This is a genomic window from Streptomyces hygroscopicus subsp. hygroscopicus (assembly GCF_030269125.1).
GTDB lineage: Bacteria > Actinomycetota > Actinomycetes > Streptomycetales > Streptomycetaceae > Streptomyces > Streptomyces hygroscopicus_C.
Genome location: NZ_BSSM01000015.1, coordinates 79,265 through 95,802 on the forward strand (window position 1 = coordinate 79,265; position 16,538 = coordinate 95,802).

15 protein-coding genes are annotated in these 16,538 nt (G+C 71.2%); 8 read left to right on the forward strand and 7 right to left on the reverse strand.

The window, feature by feature from the left end; translation table 11 throughout:
* Window positions 1-4 precede the first annotated feature (4 nt).
* Together QSK45_RS28615 and QSK45_RS28620 are read right to left on the reverse strand one after the other, a co-directional pair.
* Window positions 5-1,042, reverse strand: coding sequence for an LCP family protein (locus tag QSK45_RS28615; protein WP_490993629.1), 1,038 nt, complete (start codon window positions 1,040-1,042; stop codon window positions 5-7).
* A gap of 114 nt (window positions 1,043-1,156) precedes the next feature.
* Window positions 1,157-2,194 carry a LacI family DNA-binding transcriptional regulator gene (locus QSK45_RS28620; protein WP_285561792.1) on the reverse strand — a complete coding sequence of 346 codons (1,038 nt, stop codon included), beginning with the start codon at window positions 2,192-2,194 and terminating at the stop codon, window positions 1,157-1,159.
* 106 nt (window positions 2,195-2,300) lie between these two features.
* Between QSK45_RS28620 and QSK45_RS28625 the strand changes: the two genes are divergently transcribed.
* The 5 genes from QSK45_RS28625 (at window position 2,301) to QSK45_RS28645 (ending at window position 8,706) form a co-directional block, all read left to right on the forward strand.
* Entirely contained in the window at window positions 2,301-3,638 is a 1,338-nt protein-coding gene (locus QSK45_RS28625; protein ID WP_285561793.1) for an ABC transporter substrate-binding protein, read from the forward strand.
* Window positions 3,635-4,549, forward strand: coding sequence for a carbohydrate ABC transporter permease (locus tag QSK45_RS28630; protein WP_285561794.1), 915 nt, complete (start codon window positions 3,635-3,637; stop codon window positions 4,547-4,549). The genes QSK45_RS28625 and QSK45_RS28630 overlap by 4 nt, the downstream gene beginning before the upstream one ends.
* Window positions 4,550-4,553: 4 nt before the next feature.
* A complete protein-coding gene (locus QSK45_RS28635; RefSeq protein WP_395483624.1) occupies window positions 4,554-5,453 on the forward strand; it encodes a carbohydrate ABC transporter permease in 900 nt (299 codons plus the stop codon).
* A 34-nt stretch (window positions 5,454-5,487) separates the two neighbouring features.
* Entirely contained in the window at window positions 5,488-7,791 is a 2,304-nt protein-coding gene (locus QSK45_RS28640) for a beta-xylosidase/alpha-l-arabinosidase (protein ID WP_285561795.1), read from the forward strand.
* Window positions 7,792-7,926: 135 nt separating this feature from the next.
* Window positions 7,927-8,706, forward strand: a complete 780-nt coding sequence (locus QSK45_RS28645; RefSeq protein ID WP_285561796.1) for a COG4705 family protein — start codon at window positions 7,927-7,929, stop codon at window positions 8,704-8,706.
* Between the two features lie 127 nt (window positions 8,707-8,833).
* On the opposite strand, the gene QSK45_RS28650 is transcribed toward QSK45_RS28645, so the two are convergent.
* On the reverse strand, window positions 8,834-9,463 hold the full coding sequence (locus QSK45_RS28650) for a hypothetical protein (RefSeq protein WP_285561797.1): 630 nt from the start codon (window positions 9,461-9,463) through the stop codon (window positions 8,834-8,836).
* 286 nt (window positions 9,464-9,749) lie between these two features.
* Here QSK45_RS28650 and QSK45_RS28655 point away from each other — a divergent pair, with 286 nt between their 5' ends.
* The 3 genes from QSK45_RS28655 to QSK45_RS28665 all read left to right on the forward strand — a co-directional run bounded on the left by QSK45_RS28655 (window position 9,750) and on the right by QSK45_RS28665 (window position 13,773).
* Window positions 9,750-9,926, forward strand: coding sequence for a thiazolylpeptide-type bacteriocin (locus QSK45_RS28655; RefSeq protein ID WP_285561798.1), 177 nt, complete (start codon window positions 9,750-9,752; stop codon window positions 9,924-9,926).
* Window positions 9,927-9,989: 63 nt separating this feature from the next.
* Window positions 9,990-11,714, forward strand: a complete 1,725-nt coding sequence (locus QSK45_RS28660; RefSeq protein WP_285561799.1) for a class I adenylate-forming enzyme family protein — start codon at window positions 9,990-9,992, stop codon at window positions 11,712-11,714.
* 1 nt (window position 11,715) lies between these two features.
* Complete coding sequence (locus QSK45_RS28665) at window positions 11,716-13,773, forward strand: condensation domain-containing protein (RefSeq protein WP_285561800.1); 2,058 nt, start codon at window positions 11,716-11,718, stop codon at window positions 13,771-13,773.
* Between the two features lie 178 nt (window positions 13,774-13,951).
* On the opposite strand, the gene QSK45_RS28670 is transcribed toward QSK45_RS28665, so the two are convergent.
* The 4 genes from QSK45_RS28670 to tsaB are packed head-to-tail and all read right to left on the reverse strand — an operon-like array spanning window position 13,952 to window position 16,437.
* On the reverse strand, window positions 13,952-14,209 hold the full coding sequence (locus tag QSK45_RS28670; protein ID WP_285561801.1) for a hypothetical protein: 258 nt from the start codon (window positions 14,207-14,209) through the stop codon (window positions 13,952-13,954).
* Window positions 14,206-15,294, reverse strand: a complete 1,089-nt coding sequence (gene tsaD / locus QSK45_RS28675) for a tRNA (adenosine(37)-N6)-threonylcarbamoyltransferase complex transferase subunit TsaD (RefSeq protein ID WP_285561802.1) — start codon at window positions 15,292-15,294, stop codon at window positions 14,206-14,208. The genes QSK45_RS28670 and tsaD overlap by 4 nt, the downstream gene beginning before the upstream one ends.
* Window positions 15,287-15,763, reverse strand: a complete 477-nt coding sequence (gene rimI, locus QSK45_RS28680; protein WP_285561903.1) for a ribosomal protein S18-alanine N-acetyltransferase — start codon at window positions 15,761-15,763, stop codon at window positions 15,287-15,289. Before rimI ends, tsaD begins: the two co-directional genes overlap by 8 nt.
* Window positions 15,764-15,780: 17 nt before the next feature.
* Window positions 15,781-16,437 carry a tRNA (adenosine(37)-N6)-threonylcarbamoyltransferase complex dimerization subunit type 1 TsaB gene (gene tsaB / locus QSK45_RS28685; protein ID WP_285561803.1) on the reverse strand — a complete coding sequence of 219 codons (657 nt, stop codon included), beginning with the start codon at window positions 16,435-16,437 and terminating at the stop codon, window positions 15,781-15,783.
* Window positions 16,438-16,538 lie beyond the last annotated feature (101 nt).

A 16,538-nucleotide genomic window follows, 5' to 3' on the forward strand; every position in this document is an offset into this window, starting at 1 on the left:
GTGGTCAGCGCAAGGACGCCCACAGGTTCCGCGCGTCGGGCTCCTTCGCGATCACCCGGTTGGGGTCCGAGGGCGCCGTGACCACCGGCATCATCACGGTCCTCACCCGGTCCGCGCCGAGCCCCTTCAGGCTCTTGCCCAACTCGGTCAGCTCGTCCAGGGAGTCGAGGCCGGTGTCGGTGGTGAGGCTCCTGGTGACCGCGTCGGCGACCCGGTACAGCCTGGCGGGGTCGGTGAGCAGGTCCGTGCCGGAGACCCGCTCCAGCAGGGCCTTCACCAGCAGCTGCTGGAGACCTATCCGGCCGAGGTCGCTGCCGTCGCCTATCCCGTGCCGGGTGCGGGCGAGGGCCAGCGCCTGCTTGCCGTCGAGGTGATGGGACCCCGCCTTCAGGTGCAGGTGGCTCTTGTCGTCGGCTATGTCCCGGCTCGTCGTGACGTCGACCCCGCCCAGCGCGTCGACCAGCTTGGCGAAGCCGGAGAAGTCGATCTCGATGAAGTGGTCCACGCGCACGCCGGTGATCGACTCGACCGTCTTGACCGCGCACACCGGACCACCCACGGCGAAGGCGCTGTTGAACATCGAGCCGTACACCGGAGCCGTCGAACCCCCGGAGGGCAGCGGGCAGGAGGGGCGGGTGACGAGGGTGTCGCGCGGGATGCTGACCACGGTGGCGCGGGTGCGGCCCGCGTCGAGGTGCACCACCATCGCGGTGTCCGACCGGGCGCCCGAACTGTCGCCGCCGCCCAGCTCCCGGTCGGCCTCGCCGCTGCGCGAGTCCGAACCGAGCACCAGGATGTTGAGGGAGCCGGCCGGGAGCGGGGCCGCCGCGGCCGTGGCGGTGCTCGGGGACGGTGCGATCATCGCGTGCGCGGGACGGTCGTCGCCGAGCGCGGTGTCGATGTCGACGCCCTTGATGTTGTGGTCCAGGTGCCAGTACGCGTAGCCGGCCGTGGCCACGCCCACGACCAGCGCGCCCGCCAGGGTGAGACCGGCGAACCGCAGCACTCTCGAACGCCGCCCGTGTACCTCGTGTCGCGTCACGGCAGGAACGTAAGTCCGAATTATTAGGGGACTGTTAGCGGAAGCCGCCCGGAGGGGTTTTCTTCGGAAATTCTCACCGGCGGCGGACGGTTGACGCCCTTTCGAAAGTTTCGGTCACGCGGTTGGCGTGCATGGCTCCGCCGTGCTCGACCGCACCACCAGACTGGTCGCCAACTCCAGCCGGGTGGCCGCCCGTTCCTCGGGCGCGCTGCCCAGTTCCAGCACCAGACGGGCCGCGGCCTCGGCCATCTCGGTCAGCGGCTGCCGTACGGTCGTCAGCGGCGGGCCCACCCAGCGGGCCACCGGCAGGTCGTCGAAGCCGACCACGCTGAGGTCCTCGGGGATGCGCAGCCCCAGCTCGCGCGCGGCCTCGTACAGGCCCACGGCCTGGAGGTCGTTGCCCGCGAAGACCGCGGTGGGCCGGTCGGGGCGGCGCAGCAGCTCCATGCCCAGGCGGTACCCGGCGTCGTGGTGGAAGTCGCCGGCCACGACGAGCGAGGGGTCGACGGGCAGCCCCGCCGTCTCCAGGGCCGCGCGGTAGCCGTCGATGCGGGCGCGGCTGCACATCATCCGGGACGGGCCGCTGATCGCGCCGATCCGGGTGTGGCCCAGCTCCACCAGATGCCGGGTGGCCGCGAGCCCGCCCTGCCAGTTGGTGGCCCCTATCGACGGCACGTCCGGACCCGGGTCGCCGGCCGGGTCCACCACCACGAACGGGATGGACCGGCTGGTCAGCAGCGCCTGCTGGGCGCCGTCCAGTTCGGACAGGACGAGGACCACCCCGTGCGGGCGGCGGGCGGCGACCTGGTCGGCCCAGGAACGGCCGGGGGTGAGCCGCCCGGCGGACTCGGACAGCACCACGCTGAGCCCCGCCGACTGCGCCACGTTCTCCACGCCCCGGATGACCTCCATCGCCCAGGCGCTCTCCAGTTCGTGGAAGACCAGGTCGATCAGCGGGGAGCGGGATGCCTCGGCGCGCCTGCGCCGGTAGCCGTGGGCGCGCAGCAGTTCCTCGACGCGGGTACGGGTCGAGGGTGCCACATCGGCTCTGCCATTGAGCACCTTCGAAACAGTCGGAGCGGACACCCCGGCCTCGCGGGCGATCTCCGCGAGCGTCGCGGTCTGCGTTTCCACGGACTTCCCTGGCTTCATGCCCGCGATCGTAATCCCTGCGCGACCCCTTGACGAAGCCCCTGTTCCGCCATACGTTCCCGGAACATTCGGAATCTCACTCGAAACATTGCGAGAGGCCAGGGTCATGGAGTCCACCACGTCCAACGGCGGGCGCGCGTTCAGCAGGCGCTGGGTGCTCGGCGCCGGTGCCACCACACTTGTCGCCGCCGGCACCGCCGGACTCACGGCCTGCGGCTCCTCCGGGGGGTCCGGAGGCGGTGGCGCCCTCACCGCGTTCGTATACGGCGACGACGCGGCCAAGATCCAGGTCGCGGCCATCGACCGGTTCAACTCCTCGACCGCCGCGAAGAAGACCAAGGGCAAGATCAAGCTGGAGAAGGTGCCCGGCTCCGAGTACCCGGCGAAGCTGCGCACCGCGATGGGCTCGCCCAACGCTCCCGACATCTTCTTCAACTGGGGCGGCGGCTCGATCAAGGCCTACCGGGACGCCAAGCAGCTGGTGGACCTCACGGACACCATCACGTCCGACCCGGTCCTCAAGAGCGGCTTCCTGCCCTCGGTGATCACGGCCGGCGGTCTCGGCGGGCACAACTACGGCATACCCATGCGCGGCATGCAGCCCGTGATCCTCTTCTACAACAAGACGCTCTTCGCCGAGCGGAAGCTCCAGCCGCCCACCACCTGGGACCAGCTGCTGGACATCAACAGCAAGCTGAAGAAGGCCGGGATCACCCCCTTCGCGCTGGGCGGCGCGGACATCTGGCCCGAGCTGATGTGGCTGGAGTACCTGGTCGACCGGATCGGCGGCCCCCAGGTCTTCGACCGCATCAAGAACGGCGACGCCTCCGGCTGGGGCGACCCGGCCGTCCTCAAGGCCGCCCAGACGGTCAAGCAGCTCATCGACGACGGCGCCTTCGGCAAGGGCTTCAACTCGGTCGCCTACACCAACGGCGGCGCCCCGGCCGTGTTCGCCAAGGGCAAGGCCGCGATGCACCTGATGGGCTCGTGGGAGTACTCCACCCAGCTCGGCAAGTTCCCGGACTTCGCCCGCAAGGACCTCGGCTGGACCGCGTTCCCGACCATCGAGGGCGGCGCGGGCGACATCCGCAACGTCGTCGGCAACCCCACCAACTACTGGTCGATCAACGCCCGCACGTCCAACAAGGACGCCGCTCTCGCCTTCCTGCGCGACTGCGCCTCGGAGACGTACGCCAAGGCCCTGATCGCCAACGGCGACATCCCGACCACGACCAACGCCGAGAAGCTCCTCGACGCCTCGCCGAACCCGGCGTTCGCCAAGTTCCAGTACCAGATGGTGCAGCAGGCCCCCGCGTTCACGCTGAGCTGGGACCAGGCCGTCGACCCGAACGTGTCGACGCCGATGCTCACCGAGGTCAACAAGCTGTTCGTCGGCAAGTCCACGCCGAGCCAGTTCGTCTCGGCGCTTCAGGGGCTGAAGTGAGCACCAGTGTGACCAAGGGCGGCCCGCGCACCGGCGCGGGCCGCCCCCGCCGGGGTACCGGGGCGAACACGGGCCGCCCGCACGCCGCCCTGGCCCTGCCCGGCGTCCTGTTCTTCCTGTTCTTCGCCGCCGTCCCGATGGTGCTGGCCTTCTGCCTCTCCTTCACCCAGTGGAACGGCCTCGGCAACCCCCAGCCGGTCGGCCTCGCCAACTGGCGCAAGCTGTTCGACGACGGCCGCCTCACCCAGTCCCTCACGGTCACCGTGCTGCTCACGGTGGTCAGCTGGGCCTTCCAGACGGTCGTCTCGATACTGCTCGGAGTGTGGGCGGCGGGCCGGCAGCGCAACCGCGCGATCCTGTCGGCGATCTTCTTCGTACCGTTCCTGCTGTCCTCGACGGCGATCTCGCTGCTGTTCTACGCCCTGCTCGACCCCAACTTCGGGATCATCCACGGCGACACCCTCGGCTCCACCAACGGCGCCTTCCTCGCGATCGTGTTCGTCGGCGGCTGGCAGTTCATCCCCTTCCACACCCTGATCTACCAGGGCGGGGCCCGGCAGATCCCCGAGGTCCTCTACCAGGCGGCGGCCATCGACGGCGCGGGCCGCTACCGCCAGTTCTTCTCCATCACGCTGCCCCAGCTGCGCAACACCGCGACCACCTCCGGCGTGCTGATGGTCGTCGGCTCGCTCACCTACTTCGAGACCGTCCTGATCCTCACCCAGGGCGGCCCCGGCACCGACACGGCGATCCTGCCGTACCTGATGTACGAGGCCGGTTTCAAGAGCTACGACTTCGGCTACGCCAGCGCCATCGCCTCCTTCCTGGTGGTGGCCGCGACCGCGCTGTCGCTGCTGCTGGTGCGGCTGTCCGGCTTCGGCACGATGCGCAGTACCCGGGAAGGAATGTGACGAGGTGTCACACGACACGCTGCCCCACCCCGTGAAGACCGGCGCCGCCCCGGTGGCCCGGCCGGCCGGGCGCCGCCGCCGGCACTGGACCCAGCGGCCCAACCCGCTGGCCGGCCTCGGCTCGATCGTCTGGCTGGTCGTCGTCATCGTCCCGGTCTACGCGATGATCACGGCCTCGCTCACCCCGCGCGACGAGGCGCTGGGCCACAACGCCCTGAAGCCGCCGTCCCATCCGACGCTGGCCAACTACAGCACCGTCCTGCACAACGGGTTCTTCCACTACCTGTGGAACACCGTGCTGGCGGCGGTGGCCGTCGTCGCGATCGTGCTCGTGCTGTGCGTGCCGCTCGCGTACGTGGCCGTGCGCACCCGGGGCTTCTGGTCCGGGGCGGCCTTCCGGCTGTTCCTGCTGGGCGTCGCCATCCCGGCGCAGGCGGTCGTCGTACCGCTGTATCTGATGATCGCCAAGCTGAACCTCTACGACAGCCTGCTCGCGATCATCCTGCCGACGGCCGCGTTCGCCATGCCGGTGGCCATCCTGGTTCTCACCGGCACCCTCCGGGACATCTCCGAGGAGGTGTACGAGGCGATGGCGCTGGACGGCGCCTCGCCCCTGCGGATGCTGTTCCAGCTGGTCATCCCGATGTCCAAGGGCGGCATCAGCACCGTCGGGATCTACTCGGCCCTCCAGGCGTGGAACGGCTTCCTCTTCCCGCTGATCTTCACCCAGTCCGAGGGGCCGCGCGTGCTGACCCTCGGCCTGTTCAACTACGTGAGCCAGTTCGGCGTCAACATCCCCGCCCTGCTCGCCTCGGTCGTCCTCTCCGGCGTCCCGATCTTCGCCGTGTACCTGGTGGCCCGTCGCGCCCTGGTGGGCGGCCTGATGGGCGTGGGCGGCAAGTGACCACCGCCCGGCCCCCCTTCTTGACAGGAGTTTCATGAGCACCGCCCCCTGGCGCGACCCCGCCCTGCCCGCCGCTGTCCGTGTCGACGACCTCATGGCGCGGATGACCCTGGAGGAGAAGACGGCCCAGCTGTACGGCGTGTGGGTGGGCGCGGCCACGGACGGCGACGGGGTCGCGCCGTTGCAGAGCGAGATGTCCGCGGACTACGACTGGGACGAGCTGATCACCCTCGGACTCGGCCAGCTGACCCGCTCCTTCGGCACCGCCCCGGTGGAGCCGGCGCTCGGCGCGCAGGCGCTGGCCCACGCCCAGCGCCGGATCACCGAGGCGAGCCGCTTCGGCATCCCGGCCGTCGCCCACGAGGAGTGCCTGGCGGGCTTCACCGCGTGGCAGGCGACCGCGTACCCGGTGCCGCTGGCCTGGGGCGCGACCTTCGACCCCGCGCTCGTCGAGGAGCTGGGCGGGCGCATCGGCCGCGATCTGCGCGCGGCCGGCGTCCACCAGGGCCTCGCGCCCGTCCTGGACGTGGTCCGGGATCTGCGCTGGGGCCGGGTGGAGGAGACGATCGGCGAGGACCCGTACCTCGTCGGCACCATCGGCACGGCGTACGTCCGGGGCCTGGAGTCGGCCGGGATCGTCGCCACGCTCAAGCACTTCGCCGGGTACGCGTCCTCCGCGGGCGCGCGCAACCTCGCGCCGGTCCGGGCGGGCGGGCGGGAGCTGGCGGAGGTGACGCTGCCGCCGTTCGAGATGGCGCTGCGCGAGGGCGGCGCCCGCTCGGTGATGGCGGCCTACACCGAGACGGACGGTGTCCCGGCCTCGGCCGACCCCCGGCTGCTGACCGACCTGCTGCGCGAGGACTGGGGGTTCACCGGCACGGTCGTCGCCGACTACTTCGGCATCAGCTTCCTCCAGTCCCTGCACCGGGTGGCCGCCGACCCCGCCGAGGCCGCGCGCGTCGCGCTGGAGGCGGGCATCGACGTCGAACTGCCCACGGTGAGCTGCTACGGCAAACCGCTCGTGGCCGCCGTGCGCGACGGGCGGATACCCGAGGCGCTGGTGGACCGGGCGGTGCGCCGGGTGCTCCTGCAGAAGTGCGAGCTGGGCCTGCTGGACCCGGACTGGTCACCGGAGACCGGCGAGGAGATCGACCTGGACTCGGCCGCGAACCGCTCGCTGGCCCGGCAGCTCGCCGAGGAATCGGTGGTGCTGCTGGACAACCCGGACGGGGTGCTGCCGCTGGCGCCGGACGCGCGGATCGCGGTCGTCGGGCCGCGCGCGGCGGACGCGCTGGCGATGCTGGGCTGCTACTCCTTCCCGTCCCATGTGCTCACCCACCACCCCGAGGTGCCGCTGGGCATCGACATCCCGACGGTGCTGGACGCCGTGAAGGCCGAACTTCCCGACGCCAAGGTCACCTTCGCCGAGGGCTGCGGGGTGTCGGACCCGGACACCTCCGGTTTCACGGAGGCGGTGGCGCGGGCGTCCGAGGCGGACGTGTGCGTGGCCGTCCTCGGCGACCGGGCCGGACTGTTCGGGCGTGGCACCTCCGGCGAGGGGTGCGACGCGGAGGACCTGCGGCTGCCGGGCGCGCAGGCGGAGTTCCTGGACGCGCTGGTCGCGACCGGGGTCCCGGTGGTGCTCGTGCTGCTGACCGGCCGCCCGTACGCGCTGGGCCGCTGGCAGGGCCGGCTCGCCGCGGTCGTCCAGGCGTTCTTCCCGGGCGAGGAGGGCGGTCCGGCGCTGGCCGGGGTGCTGTCCGGCCGGGTGAACCCCTCCGGACGGCTCCCGGTGAGCGTGCCGAACCGGCCCGGCGGCCAGCCCTGGACCTACCTCCAGCCGCCGCTCGGTCTGGCCGGCGAGGTCAGCAACCTGGACCCGACCCCGCTCTACCCGTTCGGGTACGGCCGCTCGTACACCACCTTCGCCTGGGAGGACTTCGACGGCCCCGAGGCCGAGATCCCGACGGACGGGTCGTACGACCTCTCGCTCACCGTCCGCAACACCGGCGACCGCGCGGGTGCCGAGGTCGTCCAGCTGTACCTGCACGACCCGGTGGCCTCGGTGACCCGCCCGGACGTCCGGCTGATCGGCTACCAGCGGGTGGAACTGGCCCCCGGCGAGTCCCGGCGCCTCACCTTCCGCTTCCACACCGACCTGTCCTCCTTCCCCGACCGCACGGGCACGCGGATCGTGGAGCCGGGCGACCTGGAACTGCGTCTCGCCGCGTCGAGCACGGACGTACGGCACCGGGCGCGGCTGCGGCTGACGGGACCGGCGCGGACGCTGGGTGCCGGGCGGGAGCTGCGCTGCGAGGCGGAGGTCGCGGAGGTCTGACCGGCCGGGGCCCGGTCGTCGCCGGGGGCTCGAACCCCCGGCAAAGACCGGGCCCCGCGCGCCGCGCCTTCGGCCGGCGTCCGGGTGATTCCTGGAAGGGTCGTCGCTCACCCGACACCCCACAGGAGTGACACCTTGACGATCACGCGGTCCGCCACAAGGAAACTGCCCGAGGTCACCCTCGCGTTCTGGATCATGAAGATCGCGGCGACGACCCTGGGGGAGATCGCGGGCGACCTGTTCTCCCAGACCCTGCGACTGGGCTACTTCCCCACCACCCTCGCCCTGTTCCTGGTCTTCGTGGTGACGCTGGTGATCCAACTGCGCTCGGCGCACTACCAGCCGTTCTGCTACTGGACGGTGATCCTTTCGACCTCCATGGCCGGCACCACCCTGTCCGACTTCATGAACCGCGAGGCCGACTGGGCCGTGCCAGCCGCGCGCGGAGGTCTCGGCCGGGTCGATGAGGTCCACGGAGCCGTGCGCGGCGAGCGGCAAGTAGGGCGGCTCGACCCCTTCGAGACGCCCGAACTTGCGGGCCTGCGCCAGGTAGCCGCGCTCCGTCAGTGGTTGCCGTCCCACCGTCGCAGGCGGGTTAGGGCGGCCGGCCAGGTCGCGCCAGGGAATGGCACCCGACGGGCCGGGCCGCGCGATGACGTCGACGTGGGGGCCGTGCAGCCAGCCGCGCTCCAGACACACCACGGGTGCGCGGTACACGGATCGCAGGTCTCGTATCAGCGGCACGACTTCTTCCGCCGTCCACCGGGGCGATATCGGGACTCTGCTGAAGATTCTTATCCCTACGGGGCTCTTCCCGACGGGAACCTTCTCTTCCGTTGTCCGGCTTGCGTCTGTCACGGCCGGAATCATGCCTGCCGCATGGACGAGAAAAGCGGCCGCGCAGAATTTCGATGACGGATATCACGGCACGCGTGACATCCGTCATTCGGTACCTCTTCCAGCCACGCGCCGCTGGTGATCCATGTGGGGCACTCGGCAGACACCCACATGCGGGCATCCGTACCCGAGGAGTAGGGATCCGTCAGCGACGGGCAGGCATCCGGCGACCGGCAGAGTCACTCGTGCTCCGCGACGCCCGCACTGCCGACACCAGTACGGCACCCCACAGCGCCGCGGCGCAGCCCAGCCCGGGCAGCCCCTGCCAGACCGCCTGGCTACCGCCCAGCGAGGCGGCGACGATCAACGCGGCGGCGGCGACCGCGACCATCGCCGTGCCGAGGACCTTGAGGACCGGCGCCCCGAGCACCCTGGCCAGGGGGAAGAAGTGCGCACCAACGACCAGGGCCGCCCAGGCGAACACCGCGTGCGGCTGGTGGAAACGGGTACTGATCAGCCCGCCTCCCACTCCGATGAGGACGGCCTGCACCACCAGGAGGCGGGTGAAGGCCCGGCCGCGACGCGGCAGGGGCGCTCCAGAGCGCATCGGGGCCACGCGGTGCACCTTGCGCAGCCGCATGACAGCGAAGACCACGGCGACGATCAGGACGGCGCCGGCCGCCGCCGTGGTCTGTCGCGCCTCGCCGCGCAGACCGGTGACTCCGATGAGGTACCAGATCCCGCCGAACAGCGCTCCGATCAGAGCCCCTCTGCCGCCGGTCCGGGCGGGGGCGAGGTCCTCTGCAGTGTGTGACCCGTTGTCCAGGCTGTCCATGGGCTGATCTCCTGTATGCGGCGCGGGCGGAGGCGGTGGTCTGGGCATGCACGTCCGGACGGGGAACGCGGCATGCGGATCGCCCCGAATCCTGTCCATTCTCCCGCGCGTTACCCCACCAGGGATCCGAAACCCGTTCATCGGTGCTCACCGATGACGTTTGTCATCGGCTTCATGAGTGATGTCAGCGTTCTCCGACCAACCGTCCCTGCATCGACGCGAGTTCATGCACCATCAGCATGCCCGTCCGCCTGGCCGGGAATTTAAAAGGACGAAAGGAATCGCCGTGTCTGCTAACACTGCAGTTACCGCCGACTTCGACGAGCTGTTCGGCTCCTTCGACATCGAGGAGCTCGAGGTGCTCGACGTCGCCGACGGCGTTGCGCTGCCGGAGATGGGCGCCTCCTCGGGCAATGCCGTGTGCTGCTCCTCGTCGTCGTCCTCCTCGTCGTCCTGCTGCTGAGCGGACGGCAAGGAAGGTGAGGTCCGTCCGGCGGCTCTGCCGCCGGACGGACCCGGGGCAGTCATGATCGAGCAGGAGGCCAGAGTGACGGTGCGGGCGTCCAATCGGCCGTACACGCGGGACACGCAGCAGTGCGACGCGCCACCCCCTTATCTCACACGGATCCTCGCCGCATGCCGCGCCGAGCCCGCCCGGACCGTGCTGCGCTGGAGGGAACTGTCTCTCACCGGCAGGGACTTCGCCGTGTGTGTGGCGCAGGCTCACACGGCGCTCCTCACCGCCCAGGAGGGTCACCTCGCCGGCCCCAGCACGGTGGGGCTGCTCACCGAGCCGAACCACCCGGCTCTGCTGACGTACCGGTATGCCGCCCATCTGCTGGGCCACTCCGTCGTCCACCTACGCTCGACGAACCCCGGCCCCGACGGCGCGTTGATCGACACCGCGGGGCAGGCGGAGATCCTCGGGGCGTGGGGAGCCCGGCTGCTCGTTGTCGACGAGGCGCACAGGAACCAGGCCGATGCCATCGGCCGAAGCCTTGGCGGGGCCCTGCGGATTCTCACCGTCGGCCCGATGCCGGGCGAGGCCCCCTCCGCCACGGGAATGGCGTCCGACTTGATCGTGGAACCCGACGCGCGCATGAGCCCCGACCTGATCACGTACACCAGTGGGAGTACCGGGCGGCCCAAAGCCGTTCGACAGCGGTGGGCCGCGTGGAACGCCCTGGTGCAGCAGGACGCCTCCGACCTCGAAGCCGAACACCCCGTCATGCTCGTGGTGACTCCGCTCAGCCACGCCGTCGGCGCCATGGCAGACGCCGTACTCGCCGCAGGCGGATCCCTGCTCCTGCACGAGCGCTTCACCGCCGATGCCGTCCTGGACGCCATCGGCACGCACCGCGTCACCCGGACCTACCTGGCTGTCCCGCATCTGTACGCACTGCTCGAGCACCCCAGGCTGTCGCACACCGATGTCAGTTCACTACGGGCCCTCATCTACAGCGGCTCCCCCGCCGTCCCCGCACGCCTGGATGAGGCCCGGCGGACATTCGGCCACTGCCTCGTGCAGTGCTACGGGACCACCGAGGCCGGACGCATCACCGCCCTGGACCCGCTCGACCACGCAGAGCCCGACCTGCTGCCTTCCGTCGGCCGTCCATTCCCAGGCATCGACGTTCGCGTGTGCCCTCCGGACGGCACCACGCCCCTACCGGACGGAAGCACGGGCGAGGTGTGGGTGCGCTCCCCGTACATGATGAGCGACTACCCCGCTGACCCCGCGCTCACCGGCCGTACACTGCACGACGGCTGGCTGCGCACCGGCGACCTCGGGCATTGGGACGTGTACGGCTATCTGCATCTGACCGGGCGACGCGACGGCGTCATCAAGACCGCTGGAGTCCGCGTGCGGTCTGAAGAGGTAGCCCGCGTCCTGGCCGCACACCCAGACGTTCGCGACGCCGTGGTGTACGGGGTCCGGGACAGTGACGCGATGGAACACGTTGCTGCCGCCGTTGCGCCGCACCCCGGCCGCCACGACGCTCAAGCCCTGCTCACCGCGCTCGCCCGCCAGGCCGCAAACCTGCTGTCGCCCCAGCACGCCCCAAGCCACCTCGTGTGCTGGCGGGAGCTGCCCCTCACCGACAACGGCAAGCCGGACATGGGCCGTATCACCGCTCCGCACGGCGACCCGGACGTGCTCACGATCACCGAGGCAACCGACATGGCCGATCCGGCCGAATCCGAGGCAGCCGACACGAACGAGCCGGCCGAGATACCCGGAGGGCACTGACATGCCATCGCCGCTCACTCCCGCCCAGCGAGGGCTTCTTGTCTCCCTTCTCTACGGCGGGGGCCCGGTCGCGCCGGAGCTCTACCACTTGCAGCTGGTGCTGCGCCTCACCGGACGCCTCGACGCGGCGAGGCTGCGCTCCGCAGCCGAGGCGCTGCTGCGCCGCACTCCCACCCTGCGCACCGGCTTCGCCCACGCGGACTCACAGGGACCGGTTGCCCGCGTCACCGGGCCGGAGCAGGCACTCCTTCCCTGGCAGGAGGCCGACCTGCAGGACCTGCCCGCCGACAAGCGGGACGACGCGACCGAACGCCTGACCCTCTCCGAGCGCACGACGCCCTTCTGCCTGGACCGGCCCCCGCTGCTGCGCATGCTGCTCGTACGCACCGGAGACAACCGGCACATCCTGGTCCTCACCCACCACCACCTGGTCTGCGACGGCTGGTCCCAGCACGCCTTGGTCCGCGAGCTGTTCAAGGACTACGCCGGGTCCGCCGCCCCGAGCACGTCCCCGAACGCCACACGAGATCAGCGAGATCGGCCGCTTCGAGACCCTGAACACGAGAAGATCTGGCGCACTGTGCTCGCCGACGCGTCCCCGCTGCTGCTGAGCCCAACTGGCGCATCGGCCGGTGAACTGCCCGTCCCGGTACGGCTGATGAAGGACGCCGGTGAGGGCCTCGCCCAGCGTCTGACCGTGTGCATGGGCGAGTTGGGCGTCACGCTCGACGCCGTCGTGCAGGGCGCATGGGCAGTGCAACTCGCCCAGCTGACCGGCCGGGACACCATCATCGCCGGGGGCCTGGCAACACCGTGGGGGTCCAGCACGGCGGACACGGACGGGCGGATCGGCGCCCTGGCCACACTCCAGCCGCTGCCCGTTCACATACGGGCGGACCGGAGCTGGAGGGACCTGCTGACCGGCATACAGCAGCGGCTCGACACGCTCGCACCGACCTCTGCCACACTCGGGGCCGCCGACATCCAGCAGCTCACCGGCGCGGGCCCGCTCTTCGACACTGCGGCCGTCGTGGAGCACCCACCGGTCACTCCCGAGGACATCGCCCCACTCGTACCGAACCTGCGTCTGGACTCGGCACAGGGGTACGATACCAACCATTACGCCGCAAGCTTCTCGGTGGTGCCCGGCAACCGACTCATCCTGCGCCTGGACCACCGCTCCGGCGCTCTGGGCATGGTGTCGCCCGAGCGGCTCCTGGACGCGCTCCACCGGACCCTGGAAGAGATCGCTGACCAACCCGACCGTTCGGTCGGCCTGTTGAGCCTCTCCGACGCCGACACGGCCTCTGGCACAGACACCCTGCCCATCACCTCTGAGACGTTCACGCTCTCCGGTCAAGTCGCCCGGCTCGCCGCCGCCCGTCCTTCAGCCATCGCGGTCAGCGCACCCGAAGGCGACCTGACCTACGGGGAGTTGGATGCCGCTGTGGAACAGCTCGCACGGCGCCTCGTCCAGGCCGGGGCCGGACAGGACGACGTCGTCGCGCTCGTGCTGCCGGCGTACCTGCCGGCCGGGGAGACGAGCCTCGGCCGGGGCCCGCAGGGACTCGGTCTCGGCTACCCGGAGGGCGCCGCGATCCTGCTCTCGGTCCTGCTGCTGGTCTTCCTCGGCTGGAAGCTCAGCGGGACGACCTTCCGGATCACCGAGATCGTCTCCTTCCGGGGCGAGGCCCTGTTCTGGACGGCGATCCTCGTCTCCAACACGCTCGGCACCTCGATGGGCGACTTCCTCTCCGACAGCTCGGGCCTCGGCTATGCGGGCGGCGCCGCCCTGGTGACCGGGGCGCTGCTGGTCCTGGTCGCGCTGACGAGGGTGCCGGCCGTGCCGAACGTGCTGCTGTTCTGGACCGCCTTCGTGCTGACCCGCCCGCTGGGCGCCACGGCCGGCGACCTGTTGACCAAGCCGGTCGCCAAGGGCGGGCTCGACCTGGGCACGGCCGGTTCCTCGGCGGTGCTGCTCATGGTGCTGTTCGGACTGATGGCACATCAGCACGCAACGCGCACACCCCGCCTCCGGAACACCGGAGGCGGGGTGTGAGTGGAGCGCCGGGCAGGCCTTGCACCTGCATCTCCCCGCAGGAAGCGGGACGTCTTTCCTTGGACCACCAACGCACTGCGTTCGTACCGGGTTTCCGGCCGTTCGCTGTGTGATGATCATAGACCGCCGCGGGCGGCGACCGCAAACTCCGCCGGAACGAGGGGGACCGAGGCAACCCCTACTCGGACGCGACCGCCTCGAAGCGCCAGCGGTGCACGGCCCGGGTGACCAACCCTGGTTCAGGCTCCGGCAGTTCCGGCACCGCCGCGTCGTACGGCGCCTCCCACCACGTGATGACCAGCACCCGGTCCTGCGGCGCGCGGAAGGTCTCGCGCCGCGACGGCGCCGGGTCCAGCCGCTGTGCGCGGGCCCAGGCGAGCAGCTCCTCGCCCCGGCCCTCCGCGGCGCGCGCCTCCCACATCAGCGCGAGGCTCACGGGTACAGGTTCCCCTCGCCGACCTCGTGCACATGGTCGTGGTCACCCGGCACATGCGGGTCGGTGACCGGCAGGGAGGAGTCGGCCGACAGGTCCCAGCCGGAGGCGGCCCGGCCCCGCGCGACCATCTCGGCGCCGAGCGCGGCCACCATCGCGCCGTTGTCCGTGCACAGCTTGGGGCGCGGCACCCGCAGCCGGATGCCGGCCGCCTCGCAGCGCTCCTGGGCGAGGGCGCGCAGCCGGGAGTTCGCCGCGACACCGCCGCCGATCATCAGGTGGTCGACGCCCTCGTCCTTGCAGGCGCGCACGGCCTTGCGGGTGAGCACGTCCACCACGGCCTCCTGGAAGGACGCGGCCACGTCGCGCACCGGGACCTCCTCGCCGGCCGCGCGCTTGGCCTCGATCCAGCGGGCCACGGCGGTCTTCAGGCCGGAGAAGGAGAAGTCGTACGCCGGGTCGCGCGGGCCGGTCAGACCGCGCGGGAAGCTGATCGCCTCCGGGTCGCCCTCCTTCGCGTACCGGTCGATGACCGGACCGCCGGGGAAGCCCAGGTTCAGCACCCGGGCGATCTTGTCGAAGGCCTCGCCGGCCGCGTCGTCGATGGTCGCGCCCATCGGCCGCACGTCGGCGGTGATGTCCGAGGACAGCAGCAGCGAGGAGTGGCCGCCGGAGACCAGCAGCGCCATCGTCGGCTCGGGCAGCGGGCCGTGCTCCAGCTGGTCCACGCAGATGTGGGAGGCGAGGTGGTTGACGCCGTAGAGGGGCTTGCCCAGCGCGTAGGCGTAGGCCTTGGCGGCGGAGACGCCGACGAGCAGGGCGCCCGCGAGGCCGGGACCGGCGGTCACCGAGATGCCGTCGAGGTCCTTGGCGCCGACCCCGGCCTCCTTCAGGGCGCGCTCGATGGTCGGGACCATCGCTTCCAGATGGGCCCGGGACGCCACCTCGGGGACGACGCCGCCGAAGCGGGCGTGCTCGTCCACGCTGGAGGCGACGGCGTCGGCCAGCAGGGTGGTGCCGCGCACGATGCCGACGCCGGTCTCGTCGCAGGAGGTCTCGATGCCGAGGACGAGGGGTTCGTCAGCCATTGATCTCGGTTCCTTGAACAGATGCGGAAGGGTCGGTCAGGCGCATCACCAGGGCATCCACGTTCCCCGGCTGGTAGTAGCCGCGTCTGAACCCGATGGGGGCGAAGCCGAAACGCTCGTAGAGCTTCTGCGCGCGCACGTTGTCCACCCGGCATTCGAGCATCACCTCGCGGCACTCGAACGCGGTGGCGGCCCGCAGCAGGTCGGTCAGCAACCGTCCGCCGAGGCCCGAACCCTGCTGGTCGCGGGCGACGGCGATGGTCTGGACGTCGGCCAGGTCGCCGGAGGCGGCGAGGCCCGCGTAGCCGGCGATCCGGCCGGTGCCGTCCTCGGCCACGACATAGCGGCGGGTGGCCGCGGGGCCCCGGGAGTGGGCCAGCTCGGACCAGAACATGCCCCGGGACCAGGCGTCCTCCGGGAACAGGTCCTTCTCCAGCTCCAGGACCGGATCGATGTCCCACCAGCGCATCTCGCGCAGTTCCACGGTCACTTCGGGGTGACCACCTTGTAGTTCTTGGGGACCTGGGCGTCCGGGCGGCGCAGGTACAGCGGCCGGGGCGCGGGCAGTTCCTCGCCCGCGGCGAGCCGCTCCGCGGCGAGCGCGGCCAGCGCGGCGGCGGACACGTGCTCGGGCTCGTGGGCGCGCGGGAACGTGTCCGGGTAGAGCAGGGCGCCCGCGCCGACCGCCGGGAGCCCGGCGACCTTCTCGGCGATCTCGGCCGGCCGGTCGACGGCCGGGCCGGTCAGCCGGGTGCGGGAGTCGGCGTACGTCGCCCAGTAGACCTCCTTGCGCCGGGCGTCGGTCGCCACGACGAAGGGGCCCTTCTCGATGTCGGCGGCGTAGGCGAGGCCGTCCAGGGTGCACACGCCGTACACGGGGACGCCGAGCGCCAGGCCGAAGGTGTCGGCGGTCATCAGACCGACCCGCAGCCCGGTGTAGGGGCCGGGCCCGGTGCCGACGACGATCCCGGTGACCGCCTCCAGCTTCAGGCCGGCCTCGGTCAGGACCCGGTCGACGGCCGGCAGCAGCAGCTCCCCGTGCCGGCGCGCGTCCACCTGTTTCGACGAGGCGATGACGTCCGTGCCGTCGTGCAGCGCGACGGTGACGGCGGGTGTTGCGGTATCCAGAGCGAGCAAGAGCACGCGAACAGCCTACGGCGCCCGCGCCTCGTGCACGGCCGCCCGGGGCCGACGGTCACCGGCTGCTACGGTCTGTACGAAGTACGACATATGACGCATGACGG